We start from the raw sequence: 18,003 nt of genomic DNA on the forward strand, positions 1-18,003 counted from the left end.
GTTTCCTAATTCCTCTCGATTGCCACCTGACCTGTCGACGCACCGCGATATTCTGGAGGGGCTTCATGAGTTGCCGTCGCCAAGCTCCGACTTGATGGCACGCCAACCCCACGCTCGTGGGTGGCTCGGATGACGAAGCGGCCCACACCAACCGGTGTCGGCAAGAGCGGCCCTTCGGCAGGGGCCTGTGGTAGCGGAGGCGTTGTGACCCTGTACAGGGAAACCAGCACTGGGACAATTTGGCGCGACCAGGAACTGCTCGCGTCGCTGGCTTCGGAGATTGAGGCACTCGACGACGACACCCTGCTCAAACGCGAATACCGCATGTACGGCGATGCTGCGATTCGCGAGTATGTGATCGAGTGCGGCCTTGTGGGTATCTACGACGATCTCGATGGCGACGATCTCCTCTATCGGCGCACTGTAGACGGCCAGGAGTTCGCGATCGCGGAGTTGGAGCGCCTATACGTCGAGGAGATGTCCGGTGGTGATCCTCGTCGTCGCCAGATACTTCATGAATGGTTCTCGGACATGGTCGGACGCGGACTGCTTGTGGAAGTTGCCGAGGGAGGTGGCGACGGTGTCGAGTGATGGCACTCAACGTCGAGATCACCTGGTCGAGGGATCTGAACTGAGCCTTGAGATGCCCCGTGAAGGTGGAGACTTCGACGCCCGGGTGGATGCGGTCGTCTCCGATACCGTCGGAGCCGAGGCCGATGAGCGCTGAACGCGGCTGGATCGGTGAGCCACAACCTGTCAAAGAGTGGCACCAGTCGATCTACTCGCGACAGGGCGACCAGGCCGCCCGGCACGCGGAGAGGAAGCGTCTGCGTGACCTGGAGACCGACCCTTCTGGTGGTAGGTCAACCCATCTTGACCTCAATAGGAAACCCGGCAAGCTCGACAAAGGATGAGCTCCGCAGGCTTGCCGAGGAGCTGGGGTACTGGCCCGCCACTGTCGACCCAGAACACATCGCCAAGCTGCGTGCTGACAACGACCGCTTCGATCGCATGAACGTCCACGACCCGCAGGGACTCAAGTGGTCGGCGATGTGTTCCTCGATCGGGCCGCGATAGGCGTGGTCACGTCCCCAGGGGTCAGGGTTGTGGCGGCATGGGCAGGTTACTTACCAGCTCCCCGGCATCGATTTCGAGACCTGCGGCGATCTTGACGATCGTTTCTAGGCGCAGGCTGCGCTGGCCCCGTTCCACTTTTCCAAATTGAGTCCAGTGAACGCCGCAGCGGACAGCAGCGGCCTCTTGGCTGAGGCCCAGTGCCATGCGGCGGTCGCGGACCCGTTCCCCGAAAAGGCGGGTGGTCTGGTTGAGGGCTGGCTTGGGCTGGTCGTCGGGCACGGTGTCCAACGACATACGGCCCGCGCGGAATCGGCCAGAGCGCAATACACTCATGTCGATTGCACCCATGCGTAAACGGCCTGTAACGTGAACGGACACCTGGGGACAACCTGAGAAATCCCTTGATGCCTCAAAAGGGGGACAGATTGATGGCTCATCGCCGTTCCGTGGAGCCGGGTCGACGCGCCGACAAGACTCGCTCTTACGATGGCAAAACCGGTCGCCGTCGCGCACTGGGCGTCGGTACCGCCGTCGGTGCGTTCCTGGCGTTCGGGGTGACGCCGTTGACCACTGTGCCCGCCGCACGGGCCGAAGTTGGTGACGTGATCATCGATACGGTGGCGTCGTTGTTCGAGTCCTCGACGTGGGCCGACGCCGAGGTGCTCGGCTCGGCGTGGGATGCCCTGCTCTTGCAAGACAACTGGGATGCCCTACTTCTGAACTTGGACGACCCCGGCTTCGGAGCAGTCCTGTTCAACGAGTTCTTCTACACCCCGCTGCATACCTCCATCGACACCTGGATCGACAGCTCCGGCGGCCAAGCATTCGCCAACTTCGTCAACTCGATATCGGGGCAGTACCTGATCGGTGACGGCGCTGACGGCACAGCCGCCAACCCTGATGGCGGCAACGCTGGATGGTTGTTCGGCGATGGCGGTAACGGCTACGGCTACAGCGGCAGCGGCGGCAACGCCGGATGGTTCTTCGGCAACGGCGGAAACGCCGGGAGCGCCACCGACGGTGAAGCCGGTGGATTCACCACCTTTGCGCTTCCGGCCCCGGTGAACGGCACGCCCGGCGAGGGTGGCAACGCCGCCTTCCTGTTCGGCAACGGCGGTAACGGCACCAACGGCGGTGATGGCCAGTTCGGCGGCAACGGCGGAGCGGGCGGCGCTGGTGGTAGCGGCGGCGTGTTCTTCGGCAACGGCGGCAGTGGTGGTAACGGCGGTAATGGCGGTGCCGGTGTTCTGGGCGTTCACGCTGGTCTCGGTGGCGATGGCGGCGCGGGTGGTGCTGGCGGTGCGGGCGGACTGCTGTTCGGTGCTGGCGGCGAGGGCGGCAAGGGGGGCAGCGGAGGGGCCGGTGCAAACGCTGCAGTTGTCGACGGGGCCGTAGGTGGTGTTCATGGCGGCTCGGGCAGTGCTGGCGGAGACGGCGGCGCTGGTGGTGTCGGCGGTGCTGGCGGCCAGCTTTTCGGTGCCGGTGGTCACGGCGGTGACGGGGGTACGGGTGGTCGCGGCGGAGACGGAGCCGACGGCGCAGCCGGACTTTCTCAACCAGGCGCAGTAGCCGGGGACGGGACCAACGGCGGTAACGGAGGAAACGGCGGCAACGGGGGTCTAGGCGGAGGCGGCGGCCGGGGCGGACTGCTCGCCAGTGACGGCAGATCAGGTGATCTCGGTGAGGGCGGAGAAGGCGGCAACGGCGGTGATGGTGGCGTCGGCGGTCACGGAGCAGACGGTGCTGACGGGCACTCCACCGGCTTTAACGTGATCGGCGGGGAGAACCACCCGGATGGCTACGCGGGTCAAGGCGGTGGCAATGGAGGCAACGCCGGTGCAGGAGGCGCGGGCGGCAAGGGCCTCGGTGGTATCCGCGCTGCTGATGGAATCAACGGCATCGCCGGTCGGGGCGGTAACGGCGGCAATGGCGGCGCTGGGGTAGATGGTCAGTCATCACCTCCTACGGCCTTCGGTGGTTTTGCAGCCGGAGATGGCGGCGGGGGAGGGAACGGGGGCCGTGGCGGCCTGGAAGTCGACGGCATCACCCGTGCGTGGGACGGTAACGGCGGTCGTGGCGGTGATGGGGGCGCAGGATCGCCCGGCACGCAGGGTTATGAACAAGGCGCAGCCTCCCCGTGGTTCAGCAGCCGCGATGGCGGAAACGGAGGTTCCGGTGGGGCGGGTGGCGTCGGCGGAGACGGTCACGTGGCAGGCAATGGCGGCAACGGTGGGTCCGGCGGTGACGGCGGCAGGGGTGCTAACGGTACCGATCATGCGACGAGTCCTACCGAGGGAGGCCGTGGTGGTGATGGCGGTGTCGGCGGGCAGGGTGCTGCGGCAGGGCACGGCCAGATAGCTGGCCACGATGGCGCAGCCGGTGACGGCGGCAACGGCGGCCAAGGTGGTGACGGCGGGCTCACCCCCGGCGGTCAGCAGGCCGCAGGTGGCGGCGGCGGCAATGGCGGCGCGGGCGGCGATGCTATCGGGGACGGCGCTGGCGGTAGTGGCGGCAGCGGTGGTGAAGGCGGCATCGGCACACCAGCGGGTGTTGATGGTGCAGACGGACCGGACGGTAACAGTCCAGGGGAGCGATAGCCGCGTCAGCTGGTGACCAGTTCGCATCGACCAAGCAGGGAGAACGGAAGTGAAGAAAATCAGGCGTGGGGCAGCGGTTTTGGGATCAATGGTCGGGCTTACACAGACCTGCGCACCGACCACCGGGCGCACTGACTCCCATCTTCGAGATCGACTCAGAACCGGGGTCTGCATCCTGCTCGCGGTAGGTGGCCTCACTGTGGCGGCAGCAGCGTCCGCAACCGCCGAACCGTTCGCCAGCGGTCCGGGCGAACAGCAGTACCTGGCGGCGGTCGACCAGTACTTGCTGCGCCCCAGGCCAACCGACGACGTGGTACTCAAGGCGGGGCACCAAGCGTGCCAGGTTAGACGGAGCGGGGGCTCATCCGACGACGCCAAGGGGATCATCTGGGACACCCTCGAAGACGGCGGCTCCCGCCGCTTCAGCAGTGCGGAAGTCGGATCTGTCGTCCACGTGGCCGTCGACAACCTTTGCCCAGAGGTCGGCTACCCGTGACCGCCAAACCAACGCGTCGCCCGTACCTGGTTGCGATGACACGGTTTGCGGCGGCGTGCGCTGCCATCGCTGCAGCGGTCACGGCACCTGCACCAGGCGCGTCGGCAACGCCATGTGACGGGCCAAGCTGCGCACCGAATATCCGCAGCGGAGCAGCCAAGGGAGCGTCCTGCGCCCCCCGCCGTCATTTCCCTTTCGGCCTGGGCAGATTCGGAGAGGCCTACCTCTGCCTGGCCGACATCTACAACCCGTCACAAGGGCACTGGACGGCCGTGCCACCACTGATCGGAGTCCGCGACCCTGGAACCTACTGCGGCAAAAGTCAGGGGATCGCGCAGTCTCCGGAGGGTCTACCGCTGCTATGCAACGACATCGGCCGCTGGTACGAGAACACCGACAACCTGCCCAACTGACATGACACGAGCACAGTCAAGGAATCACAGTCCCCGACACCTCGCAGAACTGGCATCACCACCGGTTCCCAGCCACTCCACATAGGTGGAGTCACCAGACGTAGCCGGTGAATAGGCAGGTGTACTTGCCCGAGTTTGTCCGTGTGATGACACCGGCCATAGCGCCCCGGCGATGCAGCAGACCCACGTTTCGCCCCACAGAAGGGAACCGAATGAGAACCAGGAAGTTCGCCACCGTCTTGGCTGGAGTGCTAGCAGCCGGAGCGATTTTGGTTGGCCCGGCCACTCCCGCGTTGGCCGACAATGCCGATTCGAAATTCCTCAATGGCCTGTCTTACCTGAGGGATACAGGTTTCGACGTCAAGGACTACAACCGGGGTGAGCTGATCGCCACCGGCCACCTGGTCTGCAACTTGTTCGACCAGGGCAAGGACTCACCCACCGTTACCGGAGCCGTAGTCGGGAAGCTGAACATGTGGGGTGTTCGCAACCCCAGCTACAACGCAACCTGGATCGTCAAGGGCGCGACTTCTTCATACTGTCCAGCGCACAACGCCAAGACCGGGCCGATCTAAATCGCTGAGCGCCAGCAAGTCTGTCACCCTGCGCTCCTAGGCTGCGGGCGAACGATGCCACTTGGAAGGGACCGCACGGAGGGGCAACTCGCCGAGCCCTCCCCTAATCACGACGAGGGAGGGCCGATGACGGGACAACGACGACAGCGGTACCGAATCTTGATGGTGGCTGTTGCGTCGCTTGCCCTCGCATCGCAAGTCGCCGGGTGCACAAGCGTTACCGGGCACAACGAGTCATGGCGATACGGGTATGAGCATGCCCACGACTGGGGCAAGGAGCTGGCCGGAAAGGGCAATGCCCCTAAGTTCGCATGTGCCGCCGTTGGCCGCTGGGGTACGGAATACGGCGGAGGGCTAAACCGCGAGGACATCGTCGCGGGGTGCCTGGCCGGACTCAAAGACCTTGGATATGAATGATGTCCCATCACCGGAAGCAGCGCGCAGCGCACCAAGCTCCCTGACATACGAACATCCGACACTCGACTTGCGATGAGCCACCACTGAGAAGGGAACCGCATGGAAGGCACACCGTTCGGGCGCTACCAGCTGGTCGAAGTTCTGGGCCGTGGCGGCATGGGAGAGGTCTGGCGAGCCTTCGACACGATCACCGAACGCACCGTGGCCGTCAAAGTGCTACCCGCACATCTGGCCGGTGACGACGGGTTCCAGAAACGTTTCCTGCGGGAGGCGAAGGCGGCGGCCAGCCTCAACGAGCCGCATGTGGTGCCGATCTACGACTTCGGCGAGATCGATGGCCGTCTGTTCGTAGCGATGCGTCTCGTCGATGGCCGTGACCTTCAGGCCCTGCTCGCCCAGGGACCACTGGACCCCGACCGTGCGGTAGCCATTCATCGAGCAGATCGCATCAGCGCTACAGGCCGCCCACGGGATCGGCCTTGCCCATCGCGACGTCAAGCCCTCCAACATCCTTGTCGGCGAAGACGACTTCGCCTACCTGATCGACTTCGGGATCGCCCGGGTCGCCGGGGAGACCGGACTGACCAGCACCGGCATGACGCTCGGGACGTGGCCGTACATGGCCCCGGAGCGGTTCCGAACCGGCGCAGCCGACGCCCGCGCCGACGTCTACGCGCTGACTTGCGTATTGCACCAGACCTTGACCGGACAGCAGCCGTTTCCCGGCGAGAGCCTGGAGCAGATCGCGACAGGCCACATGTTCGACCCGCCCCCACGACCGTCGACCATCCGGGACAGCGTGCCCCCTGCGATGGACGGCGTCATCGCCATCGGCATGGCCAAGGACCCCGACGAGCGCTACCCCACCACCAGGGACCTCGCTCAGGCAGCTCGGGCCGCTCTGCCAGCGCCCGTCAGCCACGCGACAATCGCCGCCGCTGGGGCAGCAACACTCGCGGCTCCCACACCCGAACTCCACGAAGCGCCTACCCAGGCTGCCCCAACCTCGGCCAGGCTTGATGGCGCGGCGTCAGAAGGACCCGTCGGTCAGGTGCAGGAACTAGACGAACAACTTATCGAGATGCGCCGAAGCCGTTGGGCAACCTGGTCTTTGGTCCTAGCACTGATCGGGGGGCTCGGAGGCGGGTGCGTACCACTTGGCTGGGCCTTCTATGCCTTCACCGCTGTTGCACTAACAGGAATGGCGCTCGGAGTCGTTGAGCTGGTGCATATACGCCAGACCTCTCAGCGTGGCCGTTGGTTAGCGGCGTCGGGGGCAGCAATCGGGGCGATATGGGTGTTGATCGCAGTACTCATTCACATGCATCCTTCGGACCACTCAGACTCCTACAACATCGGGTACCAAGACGGGTCGGAGCCGAAGTTCTTGGACGAACTGCTAGACAAGCACGGCATGAGCCCCAAGGAAATATGCGAGGACAGCCTGGATGGCCGAAAAGACCTGGCGTTAAAGGGCCTCGGTCCCAAGATCGACTCAGCCGACTACATGCAGGGGTGCATGGACGGCATCCGCGACGCGAGAAGTTCTGCTGCACGGCGCAGCACGTCGGCCCCCCGACAGAGGCCTGGAAGCGAAGCGGATCGGCGGCCCGTTCCGACCCAGCGAACACAGCCAGAGGCCGACGAGTTCTTCATCGAGACGCTGAAAGCTCGCGGACTCACCATCAAAGATCGTCCCGGCGCGATCACGATGGGCCACGAGGTCTGCACCTACCTGGGCACTCATTCGAAGCAGCAGACCATCGATGTCACCTACGAGGGGCAGGAAGAGCGCCCCGACAAGCCCGACAAGACCAAGGTGACCGCCATCGTGGAGACCTCGATCCTGGCGTACTGCCCGCAACACAGCGGACGGTAGCCGTCGATGCAGTCGCCGCCGAGCGTTCATCTCAATTCTTTAGTTTCGAGAGGACTACAACGCGGCGTCGTTTTCGTGCCGTATCAGCAGGTGACGATTCTTGAAAGTGGTCTCGTATGAGATGGGTGATCGTTGGTCTTCTGAGAAGCCGTCATCTGCGGCCCGCTCCGAGACCTGCCTAATGGTGAGCAGGGACGGCCGAGCACGCCGCTGCATGTGAGTGCAACGACCTCAGGCAAGTTCAAAAGAGTCCTGGCCGTCAACGACGCCGGGCTGGTCGACCCCGTGCAAGGACCAAAGGGCGAGGTAACGTTGCGAAATCTCCTCGCGCGACCGGTTAGCGAGGGTGAGGTAGAAGTAGGGATCATCACCGGGCCGGAAGCGCACCTCGAAGCCCTCGGCCTGGCCAGAATCGAGAGCTGCAACCGCTTCATTACCGTTGATCGCAGTTGCCTGCGGATGTACCCAGCAGACGTCACCGATAACGAGTTCGCGGCCCGCTACCTCGACGGTATGGGGTCCGACTGGCCACACGAGTGGCTGCGGCTCCAGCAATCTAGCGCGAATTGCAGGGGTATCCGTTCCGGTCATTCCCAATGTCAAGACCCGCGCACGAGGTGACGCAACGACGTAGCCCTCAATGAGCAGCCTGGCGACGCGCATCCGGACCCGGTCACCCGGACGTAGCTCGTCGGGCATGTCAAAGAAGTGACCAGTGTGGCGTTGAACGACATCAAGGTCGTAGGCGAACTGTTCCATGGCGAGGAGGCCCTCGTTATAGTCGCTGGCAGATCGGGGACTGCCGATCTGCACGGCGGCGAGCAAGTCACCGTTGAATCGAAACTCCAGGCGGGTCGCAAAGTAAAGCACGCGGTAGGTCGAGAGTGCCTCTTCGGCTTGAGCTGGCCGAACCGCCGCGTCGTAATTCAGTCGCAAGTCCATTCCTGGGGCTGGGAACTCCGGCGAGGCGGTAGTGGTGCGCGAATCGACCTCAAAGGGCAGCCGTACACGCATATCGAGATTTCCGCTACAAAGGGAGACTTCGATGGAGGCGCCGATCGCACCCGGGGCGGCGTGCGTGATTCGGCCTTCGAAGCTAGCAATCAGGTCGTCATCCCGGAAGACGCGGACTTCGAGGCGCTGGCCTATGGCCGCGCCGCTGGGCTCGGTGACGATCTCGACCGTGCCGGGCGGGTAGTTGCCGGTGATGAACTCGGGCCCGTCGAAGCGCACCGATCGGACGACTTCACCCGGAATGCGCAGTCGGCCAGAAGGCGCGTAGGCCAAAGTGCGCAGGATGTTCTCCTGCAGCTCGGGGTGGTGGTCTTCGTCGAGTTGATCGGTCTCGACGATGAGACGGATCGGGCTGCGGGTTGCAGCGTCGGGGTGGCGGGGGCGGATGGTCAGAGCGGTGACATCGTCGTCACTGGTGAAGGCAACTTTCCAGTCCAAGTCTGTGGCGTCGGCAAGTCGGCCCAGGCTGTGCACGCGGGTAACCAAATCTGGCATCCCGCCGAGCAGGGCGGCCGTCTCCTGGCCGAAATCGCGCGCCATTTCCCGTAGCTCACTGGTGACGTTACGGTGAGCCCACCGTTCGATCTGTGGCGCGTCAGCCAGCCACGCATCCAACTCGTCCCGGTCGATGATGGTGATCACGGGTGGCCTTTTTCCGCCGCCTAGGTTCTTGACGAACCTATGCTCGGAGTTGGTGCACTTCCATGGCACCACCAGCGTCCACTTTGCGGGCGAGTGCTTGGACGCCGCTTGGAAGGAACGCGCGATCTGTTTGCGGCGCGCACCCCGGACTGACGAAAACCCGTCGGGGAAGTACTTGAGCTGCAGAATCCACAGACCACCGCCGTCAGGCCGGATCTCGACGTCGATGCCTCCGTCGCCGCCCATTCCGTTGACGGCGCGCACCGTCTCGCCGAACCGGTGTCGGATCAGGGCCTCGACGATGCGGTCGAAGTTAGGCTGACCCAGTGTGTTCCAGTCGATCATGACGAACCTCGACGGTACGCGCGGCAGGGCGAGAGTTTGGTCAGTCGGTCAACGGCGTGTCGGTTGCGGTCGGCGTTGTCGGCCCAAGCCAATCCAGGGTTGCGTGCTGTCTCGAAAGCGATCGGGGGTAACCCCTTGGGCCAGGGCCCCGCCGTGCCGGTGCGTTCAGCTCAGCGGGGGTGCCGACACATCCTTCAGCTGTACGAAGTCTTCCAGCGTCAGACTGTCGACGTGGTCGTAGCCATCGATGATGGTGTACTGGTATACGAGTTCAGCCTCGAACTCCCCGGAAACTCTGACGTAGTGGTCATTCCAGTCGTGGTCAACGACCTCCCACCTGACGTCGTCCGGTGCCGAATACAACGTCGACTTGTACACGCACACCGAATAGGTGACCTTCGCTTCGACGTGGGCTTCCCCGACGGACGTGCCGCCGTCGAACTCTTCCATCTCGTCGTACCAGAGCGAACTGACATCGACATCGACTGCATCGACAGTAACCGGGCCCTCTTCAATCTCGGGTCCTAGATCAACGTCGAACGATCCACCGGTCTCGTTCACCGTCAAATCGACACCGACGAGTTGATGGTCGCCCGCCACGGCGGCCTCGAGCATTTCCTGGATAGTCGGCGCATAATCGGCCAGGTCATACCTCTCGGCGGCGGCCGCCGTTCCCCGTAGCTCTCGAACTCGACGCAGCGCCTCGGGGTACGTGGTTCCTGGATGCTCAGCCTGATACTTGCGTGCGGCGCGCTTCTCAGCCGAGTTTTCTGTCATGGTTCATCTCCAATGGCTCTGATCAAATAGACGACGCCCCGTACCCACCGCCTGTCAGGCACTGGATGGGATACCGCAGATCCTGAGGACCTTGCCCTCGAATGCCGATCCAGTAGTACGGGCACTGTTTCGACTCGGGGTCAGCCATGCGGAGTGGCTCTGAGGCGATAGTACCCCGCCTGCGACTGGAACGACATGCCCATAACCGCCGCGTCACAAAAACGATGGGTTGATGCGACTGCGACAGCATGCCGACCACGGACTGCACTTCCTGGCTGAATGGACGCCCCGGAAGTCTTGAAAACCTGTCGCATAACTAGTATTCTCAAAACCGGGCAGTCAACGGGAATATGCGACGGGAGCGTCAGTGGCGATCCTCGCGGCGATGCTCCCGGCTGTCGCCGACGAGCCCGTACCGGACTCCACCGGCGGCGATGACGAGGATGCCGCGCAGCCGGTGCCGGGATACGTCTACCTCGTCCGGTCGGGGAAGTTCCACAAGATCGGTCGGTCGAACGACCACGGGCGGCGCGCCTATGAGATCGGGCTACAGCTGCCCGAGAAGCTGGAAGTGGTGCACACCATTGAGACCGACGACGCGGTGGGGATCGAGCGCTATTGGCATGAGCGATTCCGCGAACGCCGCCGTAACGGCGAATGGTTCCTGCTGACCAAGGCCGACATCGCGGCGTTCAAGCGCCGCCGGTCATTCATGTAGCGGAAGGGGCTGCGTGTAATCGTTGGCGATGGTCTCGAAGCAGCAGCGATCGCGAACCACTGGCCGCCTGGCTGGTCGGGCATGGCTCACAACGGGAGTGTGTTACCCAGTGACTCGATCATCTGCTGTGCCACCTCGGCGGACTCTTGTGTGACTGCTTTGCTTATGCCCGATGCGATGGGGGCCAGTAGGCCTTTGAGCATGGTGACGCCTCGCCTCACGACCCCTCTGTCGGGTTTCGCCCTCACGATTTCGCGCAAGATCGTCTCGCTGGTGGCGTGTGCTTCTGTCTCATCGTCGGTGTCGAGGCTGAGTGAGGGGAGGCTGGCCAGGAGCCGAGTCACGAGGTCGGCCAGTTCCTCGTATCCGGGGGCGACCTGCTCGGTGCTCTCCTGCCCCTGAGCCACGGCGTGATTGTTCCATGCGAGCTGAGCATGGTTACCCGTGACGGTGACTACTGGACCGTGGTAGGTGTTGACCGTCGTCGCGAGCGGCAATTGCACCCCGGAGGGGTCGGCCTGAAGGGGAACCCGAACGGGGTTCTTGGCGAACTCTCGCTCAATCTCACGGGTCATCTGCCGGATGCCCTGCTTGTTGATCTTGAAACCGCTAGCCATTCGTGCTCCCTACTTCAGACTACTTCGATGATCTCACGGCATCTCAGCGGCACGAGGGAAGCACGCGCATAGGCGCGGCACGCAACCTCCTGAGATGCCTCCGCCCTTGGACCGTCAGGTCACCGCGTCTTACAGCAGTGCCAGCACGGGCCTTGCCCGGAAAACGGATGCCTCGGCGGCTGTGTGAACGTCTCCCGCACGAACGCGATAAATGACCTGAACCAGGCGGTGACTGTCGAGGGTATCGACATCACAGGCCCGCCCCATGCCGATACTGACCAACGACTCCTGGCCCGCCGCCACGTCCAGGCGCTGCTTCTGCCGACCCGCCGGTCTGGCAGGCTCGACCGCGTGGGTAGCTTCCCGAACAAGGCCGACGACAACGCCCGCGTGGCCATCAACGTCATGGCTTCCTACCTCGTCGGTGACGATCCCCAGCGGTCCTGGACCAAAGTCGAGGAAGTGCAAGCGCAGGAGCACGGCACCTACCGACTTCTCCAGGGCTTCATCACTCTGACTGGCATGCTCTTCCAGGAGCTGGAGTTCAGCATCAAGCCACCTATCTCCCCCGAGGCAATGCTCAAGAAGCTGACCGACTACCTGGACGAGCATCCCGACAACGATTGATCTGACGGACTATCCCACCACACATCACGCGCAGGGACGGCGGTCAGGCGACCCAGGTCGGGGTTCGTCATCGTCAAACTCTCCGGTATCCGTCGGGCACCCTGTCGAATCCGTCGTTTGGAGTGGAGCGTGCGGTTACTCGTACAGAGTCGTAGCGATGTCATCCAATCCCAAGCCGTACCCGTTGGTGCCGCTATAGCTGACGAGGGTATTCGAGGCGACATCGACAAGCTGATAGGTGCCGTATCCGACAGCGCGGTGATCGCGTAGTCGGGACTTCTCCAGCCGCAAGCCCTGCCGCGCGGCTACCCGGCGCAGCCGGTTCTCATACGTCTTGTACTGAGTCGCCGTCATGGCGTTGAGTTCGTCGGTCACATCATTTTCCTTCCATCGTTCATGTGGGCAAACGTTCATCCGCATGAACAGCGTTCGCCTGCATGGAAAAATTCCCGAAGCCCTCGGTTCGGAAGCGTCGCCGAGTGCTTCGCCCAGCCATGCCCGAACGGAAGGGAAACGAAATCGCGGGGGCTCTCGGCCAACTCGACACCAGCGCGTGTGGGGCTGGTAACGCGCATCATGGCGCGGCGCTGTGTTTCGGCGATGACACAGCCCATCGCGGCTGCCTCGGCTGGGGTCACGCCGTCGGTGTTGTCGGTGATCCGGCCAGCCGACAGGTAGGCGCGCATATCCTCGATGGTGCGCTCGCTGACATCGTTGATGTTCGCCATCGCGCAGCCCCAAGCCTTTTGAACCTGGCGGTGGGCCAACCGATCTGAGCAAGACCCGTGGTAGCCCGGGGTACACCCAACGGGGCGGATCGGTGCCCGAACACTCCTTTTGTCGGGTCTTGCCGCTCGGTTCGCTAGACAGCCGACCGTTGGTGCCCTGATAAAGGTGCTGGTCAGAGCAGTATCCTCCAGTAGGGAGGTAGGGACGGTGCGGGGTGGGTCGGGGTACCTCGGTGAGATAGTTGGTGGACGTGACACCTGGGTGAGTAATTGCCTGCGCCCTGAAGGTGTTGTCTTCTCCGTGAATCTCCAGGTCGTAGCCTCTGGCCTTGGCTGCAGATGCCATAGCCATCCACAACTCTTCTTGATGGTGAGTAGCCACCAGAAAGCTGTCGTGGATGGGTAGGACCGGGATGTCCTGGCGCAGCATGGAGAGCATCACCTGCACCGCGATGTCAGAGTCAATCCGTTGCAGGCGAAGGCCGGCCCCGGAGCCGATTAGGTTCCGTGCTCTCCAGTGCTTGCGAGTAAGGCGGCGATACACCGTGTGGGCGTGGGCCAGGTCCGTTCGGGTGGGGTGACTCTTTCGCTCTTTCTCGGCCTGGTCCATGGCGATCGCGCGGATGGCGCTCAGTTCGCTAGGAGCGTTGATCGCAACGTTGGTGGCAACCTTGACCTCATCGCGGGAGAAGCCCTTGATCTCGTAAGGCTGGCGAGGTCGGCGTTCCCCCTCCTCGGCGTAGCCCAGGGCCAGATGCAAGGTCGAATAGTCCAGTTCGGTGGTGGTGTGGAGTGCATCATCGATTTCCACCTCTACCCGCCGCCGATCCACCTTGGGCATGTTCTGACTGGAGTTGCCTTTGAAGTAGAGCCTGCCTCCGTGGTCGAAGTCGACGTTGAAGATCCTGACAAGCCAGGGCATTTGAACTTCGCGGCCATCCAGGCGGGGGCGGCACAGTGCACGCATGCGGGCATTGATCTCGACCATCTCGGCCCGCATCCGGCGGGTTTCCTCGGTGTCGTCATAGTCCACCGACTTGCCGCCTTCGTCGCGCAGGATGATCAACTCCGGGGTCTTCTCCGCCATACGTGGTTCGGCAACATCGATCAGGCCTGTGACCAAATCGAGCAACACTGGGGTGGGTTTGGCGAATGTGCGGTAGGAATCGCCGCCGGGGCCGGGGTTGCGCTTGCCCAACGTCTGGGTGATGTACCCCCGACTTGCCAGCCAGTCCGATACGCCAGTGACGTAGTGATAGGACAGGAATTCGATGGTGCGGTAGCGGCGGGGCATGTCGCTGTAGAAGTCTCGTGACCGCGAGTAGAACGTCTCTTTGCCCCGGGTCTGCCAGTTGACCACGATGTCGCGCACCATCATCGCCGTGACGTGTCGCATGTCCTCGGTCATCGTGGCGTCGAGGCCCAGGGCGTCGGCGACGGCGGCGGTCTGCTCCTTCGACCAACCGAAGCGCAACTCAAGATGACTGCCCGAGGCGATCCAATCCGGCATCTCGCGACACCGTGCTTCAACCGCCTGCCAGCCAAAGCACTTACGCGACAAAGACGCCCCTTGGGTGGGTCGTGCGGCGACGGCCTCGCGGATCTCCGCGACTCCGTCTACCTCCCTCATCGTCTGATCTCTCGTCGGGCGGCGGCGAGGTTCGCAGACGTTTCCCGGTGGCACTCCTGACGACCCACATGAGCACCTTGGCGCGGATCGTCAGCGCAGCCGGGGAAACCAGGATCGCCACTAGAACAGGCTGGCCCGGCTTCTTTGGACTCATCACCGCCGAGGCTGGGCATACGGCCGTCACCGTTGCTCTGGGACCTCACCCGCGACAGCTCGTGTGCTCTGAACCAGAAGACAGACCCCGCATCCCAGTTGAGCGCGCCCCGACCATCGGTGCGGGCTGTCACCTTCCCGAGCGCCACCCCAAACTCGGTGGCACCCCGCCCTGACCGGTTCACCTCGACGACGGTCCCCGCCTTGGCCCGAAACTGCGGCCAGCTGCCTCTGCTCGGGTACCGGGACTCATCACGATCCAGATGAACCCGGTCGCCCACCTTCACCGCGTTGCCGCTACTCACTGCTACCGGCCCCGGATCACGCGACACCGCCTGCGCGGCGACGACGTGCCCGCGCGGACTTCAGTGCCAGCCCGGCGAAATAGGCCCTTCGCGCACTCTCCGCGCGCTGGGCGCGCTCTACCGGGGAGAGTGAGCCATGGGGGTCCACTTGGTCAGCGAAGCGGTTCAACGCAGCCTGACGGGCTGCTGCGGTGCGTGCAGTGCGGTCGGGTGTGTTCGCCCATGAGGCGTGTGCGGCGGTGCGGCTGCGCAGCGACCGCTCGGTGGGGGTCAGCCCGTCGTTGATGGCAGTCACTTCTCACCGCCCAGGACACGGGCGATCCGCTCCACTTGGTCGGGTAGTAGTGGCGGGCAAGACTGCATCACCTCGGCGGCGTGCTCGGCGATTCGAGCGGTGGCCAGATTTCGGTGGGCGGTTACTACCTCGGGGTCATCGAGGGAACGGACGCGCTTTAGCTGCGAGTACCGACCGGCAGCCCGGCTTAGCTCTTTGTTCATCGGGGGGGAACCTCCGCGACAGCGTGAATCTTCTGTCGCACGGCTCCCGAGACCGGGCCGGAATCCGACACTCCGGTGTCTCGCGGTGTGCGCTGCGCTTGGTGCCTCGTCACATTGTCACGCTGGTCCAGGCGTCTACCCCCTCCGAGGGCAGCGGCTCGGTCGGATTCCGATTCACCTGGGCGCTGTACTGACTAGCGTAGCAGACTCTGGACGTCTAGTCGTTGTAACCCTAAGTAGGGCAAGGGTTTTCACTATAGCCCGACTATAGGATGACTTTCATTCGACTGGAGATGGCGGGCACCGCTGACCGGTTTCGTTACAGTTCGCCCAGATTCAGCCCGCGCGCCTCGGCGGCGGCCCGTTCGGAGGCGGACGCTCCGGTGTACCGATCGAGCATGGACCGACTCGTCCACCCGGCCACCGACATCAATCCCTGTTCGCTGCCCCCGGCGCGCAGCCATCGAGTCGCGGCGGTGTGCCGCATTAGGTGGAGGTGGAAACCAGAGATTCCCGCCGTCTTGGCCCGGTCGCGCAGGGTGTCGTTGAGGCCGTGATAACTCAACCCCCGGTTGCCCCCGACTCCCAGCCACAGCGCTGGGGTGGCCGCCAGATTGTGAGTGGCGCGTATCCGCAGGTATCGGTCCAGCGCGGTGGCTGTCTGCGGGCTGAACGGCGCGGTGCGTCCCTTGCTGCCCTTACCGTGCCGGATGGTCACCATGCCGCCCCGCAGCGGTTCCACGTCGGCCACGGTCAGTGCCACCGTTTCCGAGGCGCGGATACCGGTCTCCAACATCAGTCGCACGATGGCGGTATCCCTGCGGTCCCGGAAGCCATTGCCCCGGCACGCGGCAAGCAGTGCGCTGAGCTGGTCGTCGGAGAGCGCCGGGGTGACTTTGGTGGGGATCTTGGGTGCCCGCACGCCCCAGAGCGGGTCCTCGGAGATCTCGCCTTCCTCGACCAGCCACCGGGCGAATTGCTTCAGGGCGGCTAGGCGCTGGGCCACCGTGTTGGCAGCCTTGCCCTCGGCGATCAGCTCGCCCATGTAACGCTGCACCGTGGGCCGCGTAAGCTGCTCCGCGTGTTCGTTGTCGCCACACCATTCCAGGTAAAGCCGTACCCCGCGCAGGTAGGACGTGATCGTCGTGGGGGAGCGGTTGGCGGACAGCAGTGCCAGCTCCCAGGATTCCGTGAGGGCGTACAGCAAAGGTTCCGGCACAACCGTTATCTTACGTTCTTGCGCTGTGCAAGTCGGAAATCCGGGAATGGCTTGCCATAAGTGCAGGTCAATCCGCTAAGGGGAAGAATCGACTTCCCTAACTAACTGACCATTCTCTAGGAGAGAAGAAAAGACCGTGGCTTCAACTGCTGACTTCAAGAACGGACTGGTGCTGGTGATCGACGGCCAGCTGTGGCAGATCACCGAGTTCCAGCACGTCAAACCGGGTAAGGGCCCCGCTTTCGTGCGCACCAAGCTCAAGAACGTGGTGTCGGGCAAGGTGGTGGACAAGACCTACAACGCCGGGGTGAAGGTGGAGACCGCGACCGTCGACCGGCGCGACGCCACCTTCCTGTACCGCGACGGCGCCGACTTCGTGTTCATGGACAGCGAGGACTACGAGCAGCACCCATTGCCCGAGGCGCTCGTCGGAGACTCGGCGAACTACCTGCTGGAGAGCATGCCGGTGCAGATCGCCTTCCACAACGGGGTGCCGCTGTACCTGGAGCTGCCGGTCAGCGTCGAGCTGGAGGTCACCCACACCGAGCCCGGTCTGCAGGGTGACCGGTCCAGCGCGGGCACCAAGCCCGCGACCGTGGAGACCGGCGCGCAGATCAACGTGCCGCTGTTCATCAACACCGGAGACAAGCTGAAGATCGACACTCGCGACGGCAGCTACCTGGGACGGGTCAACTCCTGACCATGCCCGCTGGCAAGCCGGTTAAGGGCCGGCACCAGGCCCGCAAGCGCGCCGTCGACGTGCTCTTCGAGTCCGAGGCCCGGGGGCTGACCCCGGCCCAGGGCGCGGAGATTCGGATGGCGCTGGCCAGCGAGCAGCCCGACGTGGCGCCGCTGCACCCCTACACCGTCACCGTGGCCCGCGGCGTGACCGAGCACAGCGCCCACATCGACGACCTGATCACCTCGCACCTGCAGGGCTGGAAGCTGGAGCGGCTGCCGGCCGTGGACCGGGCGATCCTGCGGGTGGCGATCTGGGAGCTGCTGCACGCCGAGGACGTGCCGGAACCCGTCGCCGTCGACGAGGCGGTGAAGCTGGCCAAGGAGCTGTCCACCGACGACTCGCCCGGCTTCGTCAACGGCGTGCTGGGCCAGGTGATGCTGGTGACGCCGCAGCTGCGGGCGGCATCGCTGGCGGTGCGGGGCGCGACCAAGCCGGCGGAGCCCGCGCCCGACGCGGACTCCGATCCACCAGACCGAGGCTGACCACAGGGGCGGTGCCGGCATGGTGTTTGGCTCCCATATTGCGGGGTCGACG

At 64.1% G+C, this 18,003-nt stretch carries 16 protein-coding genes, 1 pseudogene and 1 riboswitch; of the genes and pseudogenes, 11 read left to right on the top strand and 6 right to left on the bottom strand.

The window, feature by feature from the left end:
- The first annotated feature begins 61 nt into the window (after nt 1-61).
- A riboswitch (SAM riboswitch) is annotated at nt 62-173 on the top strand.
- Both AWC16_RS05475 and AWC16_RS24235 read left to right on the top strand, forming a co-directional pair.
- Nucleotides 130-591 carry a hypothetical protein gene (locus AWC16_RS05475; protein ID WP_207572263.1) on the top strand — a complete coding sequence of 154 codons (462 nt, stop codon included), beginning with the start codon at nt 130-132 and terminating at the stop codon, nt 589-591. Its footprint overlaps the riboswitch before it by 44 nt.
- Nucleotides 581-727: a hypothetical protein gene (locus AWC16_RS24235; RefSeq protein WP_165759163.1), complete on the top strand. Its 147-nt coding sequence runs from the start codon at nt 581-583 to the stop codon at nt 725-727. The genes AWC16_RS05475 and AWC16_RS24235 overlap by 11 nt, the downstream gene beginning before the upstream one ends.
- A 371-nt stretch (nt 728-1,098) precedes the next feature.
- On the opposite strand, the gene AWC16_RS05480 is transcribed toward AWC16_RS24235, so the two are convergent.
- Entirely contained in the window at nt 1,099-1,425 is a 327-nt protein-coding gene (locus tag AWC16_RS05480) for a helix-turn-helix domain-containing protein (RefSeq protein WP_409370658.1), read from the bottom strand.
- Nucleotides 1,426-1,505: 80 nt separating this feature from the next.
- Here AWC16_RS05480 and AWC16_RS25505 point away from each other — a divergent pair, with 80 nt between their 5' ends.
- The 5 genes and pseudogenes from AWC16_RS25505 (at nt 1,506) to AWC16_RS24960 (ending at nt 7,454) form a co-directional block, all read left to right on the top strand.
- On the top strand, nt 1,506-3,674 hold the full coding sequence (locus AWC16_RS25505; RefSeq protein WP_165759164.1) for a PGRS repeat-containing protein: 2,169 nt from the start codon (nt 1,506-1,508) through the stop codon (nt 3,672-3,674).
- 199 nt (nt 3,675-3,873) lie between these two features.
- The gene (locus AWC16_RS05500; protein WP_165759165.1) at nt 3,874-4,170 is read left to right on the top strand and encodes a DUF732 domain-containing protein; all 297 of its coding nucleotides are present in this window, start codon (nt 3,874-3,876) and stop codon (nt 4,168-4,170) included.
- 625 nt (nt 4,171-4,795) lie between these two features.
- Nucleotides 4,796-5,158 (top strand): DUF732 domain-containing protein, encoded by a 363-nt coding sequence (locus tag AWC16_RS05505; protein ID WP_165759166.1) that lies wholly within the window; start codon nt 4,796-4,798, stop codon nt 5,156-5,158.
- Between the two features lie 516 nt (nt 5,159-5,674).
- Nucleotides 5,675-6,494, top strand: a pseudogene (locus AWC16_RS05510) (serine/threonine-protein kinase); the annotation flags it as partial.
- A 600-nt stretch (nt 6,495-7,094) separates the two neighbouring features.
- Nucleotides 7,095-7,454 carry a DUF732 domain-containing protein gene (locus tag AWC16_RS24960; RefSeq protein ID WP_234812144.1) on the top strand — a complete coding sequence of 120 codons (360 nt, stop codon included), beginning with the start codon at nt 7,095-7,097 and terminating at the stop codon, nt 7,452-7,454.
- 231 nt (nt 7,455-7,685) lie between these two features.
- Here the strand turns inward: AWC16_RS24960 and AWC16_RS05520 are convergent, their stop codons facing one another.
- Together AWC16_RS05520 and AWC16_RS05525 are read right to left on the bottom strand one after the other, a co-directional pair.
- Complete coding sequence (locus tag AWC16_RS05520) at nt 7,686-9,455, bottom strand: PDDEXK family nuclease (protein ID WP_085263763.1); 1,770 nt, start codon at nt 9,453-9,455, stop codon at nt 7,686-7,688.
- Nucleotides 9,456-9,620: 165 nt separating this feature from the next.
- Nucleotides 9,621-10,232 carry a hypothetical protein gene (locus AWC16_RS05525; protein WP_085263764.1) on the bottom strand — a complete coding sequence of 204 codons (612 nt, stop codon included), beginning with the start codon at nt 10,230-10,232 and terminating at the stop codon, nt 9,621-9,623.
- A gap of 367 nt (nt 10,233-10,599) precedes the next feature.
- On the opposite strand from AWC16_RS05525, the gene AWC16_RS05530 reads away from it, so the two are divergent.
- Complete coding sequence (locus AWC16_RS05530; RefSeq protein WP_085263765.1) at nt 10,600-10,950, top strand: GIY-YIG nuclease family protein; 351 nt, start codon at nt 10,600-10,602, stop codon at nt 10,948-10,950.
- A gap of 86 nt (nt 10,951-11,036) precedes the next feature.
- Here AWC16_RS05530 and AWC16_RS05535 read toward each other — a convergent pair whose 3' ends face one another.
- On the bottom strand, nt 11,037-11,567 hold the full coding sequence (locus AWC16_RS05535; RefSeq protein ID WP_085263766.1) for a hypothetical protein: 531 nt from the start codon (nt 11,565-11,567) through the stop codon (nt 11,037-11,039).
- A 183-nt stretch (nt 11,568-11,750) separates the two neighbouring features.
- Between AWC16_RS05535 and AWC16_RS23840 the strand changes: the two genes are divergently transcribed.
- Nucleotides 11,751-12,194 carry a hypothetical protein gene (locus AWC16_RS23840; protein ID WP_133055915.1) on the top strand — a complete coding sequence of 148 codons (444 nt, stop codon included), beginning with the start codon at nt 11,751-11,753 and terminating at the stop codon, nt 12,192-12,194.
- 135 nt (nt 12,195-12,329) lie between these two features.
- On the opposite strand, the gene AWC16_RS05545 is transcribed toward AWC16_RS23840, so the two are convergent.
- A complete protein-coding gene (locus AWC16_RS05545; RefSeq protein WP_085263768.1) occupies nt 12,330-14,432 on the bottom strand; it encodes a hypothetical protein in 2,103 nt (700 codons plus the stop codon).
- Nucleotides 14,433-15,827: 1,395 nt separating this feature from the next.
- On the bottom strand, nt 15,828-16,727 hold the full coding sequence (locus AWC16_RS05555) for a tyrosine-type recombinase/integrase (RefSeq protein ID WP_085263769.1): 900 nt from the start codon (nt 16,725-16,727) through the stop codon (nt 15,828-15,830).
- A 136-nt stretch (nt 16,728-16,863) separates the two neighbouring features.
- Between AWC16_RS05555 and efp the strand changes: the two genes are divergently transcribed.
- Nucleotides 16,864-17,427 (top strand): elongation factor P, encoded by a 564-nt coding sequence (efp, locus tag AWC16_RS05560; protein WP_085263770.1) that lies wholly within the window; start codon nt 16,864-16,866, stop codon nt 17,425-17,427.
- A gap of 2 nt (nt 17,428-17,429) precedes the next feature.
- Nucleotides 17,430-17,951 (top strand): transcription antitermination factor NusB, encoded by a 522-nt coding sequence (nusB, locus tag AWC16_RS05565; protein WP_085263771.1) that lies wholly within the window; start codon nt 17,430-17,432, stop codon nt 17,949-17,951.
- The last annotated feature ends 52 nt before the right edge of the window (nt 17,952-18,003 follow it).

It is taken from the genome of Mycolicibacter longobardus (assembly GCF_002102265.1).
Lineage (GTDB): Bacteria > Actinomycetota > Actinomycetes > Mycobacteriales > Mycobacteriaceae > Mycobacterium > Mycobacterium longobardum.

What these genes read in the sequence shown, in the direction of transcription:
- AWC16_RS05475 (WP_207572263.1), top strand. Translation starts at nt 130, where the DNA reads ATGACGAAGCGGCCCACACCAACCGGTGTCGGCAAGAGCGGCCCTTCG.
- AWC16_RS05480 (WP_409370658.1), bottom strand. Translation starts at nt 1,425, where the DNA reads ATGGGTGCAATCGACATGAGTGTATTGCGCTCTGGCCGATTCCGCGCG.
- AWC16_RS25505 (WP_165759164.1), top strand. Translation starts at nt 1,506, where the DNA reads ATGGCTCATCGCCGTTCCGTGGAGCCGGGTCGACGCGCCGACAAGACT.
- AWC16_RS05505 (WP_165759166.1), top strand. Translation starts at nt 4,796, where the DNA reads ATGAGAACCAGGAAGTTCGCCACCGTCTTGGCTGGAGTGCTAGCAGCC.
- AWC16_RS24960 (WP_234812144.1), top strand. Translation starts at nt 7,095, where the DNA reads ATGGACGGCATCCGCGACGCGAGAAGTTCTGCTGCACGGCGCAGCACG.
- AWC16_RS05520 (WP_085263763.1), bottom strand. Translation starts at nt 9,455, where the DNA reads ATGATCGACTGGAACACACTGGGTCAGCCTAACTTCGACCGCATCGTC.
- AWC16_RS05525 (WP_085263764.1), bottom strand. Translation starts at nt 10,232, where the DNA reads ATGACAGAAAACTCGGCTGAGAAGCGCGCCGCACGCAAGTATCAGGCT.
- AWC16_RS05535 (WP_085263766.1), bottom strand. Translation starts at nt 11,567, where the DNA reads ATGGCTAGCGGTTTCAAGATCAACAAGCAGGGCATCCGGCAGATGACC.
- AWC16_RS05545 (WP_085263768.1), bottom strand. Translation starts at nt 14,432, where the DNA reads ATGCCGGATTGGATCGCCTCGGGCAGTCATCTTGAGTTGCGCTTCGGT.
- nusB (WP_085263771.1), top strand. Translation starts at nt 17,430, where the DNA reads ATGCCCGCTGGCAAGCCGGTTAAGGGCCGGCACCAGGCCCGCAAGCGC.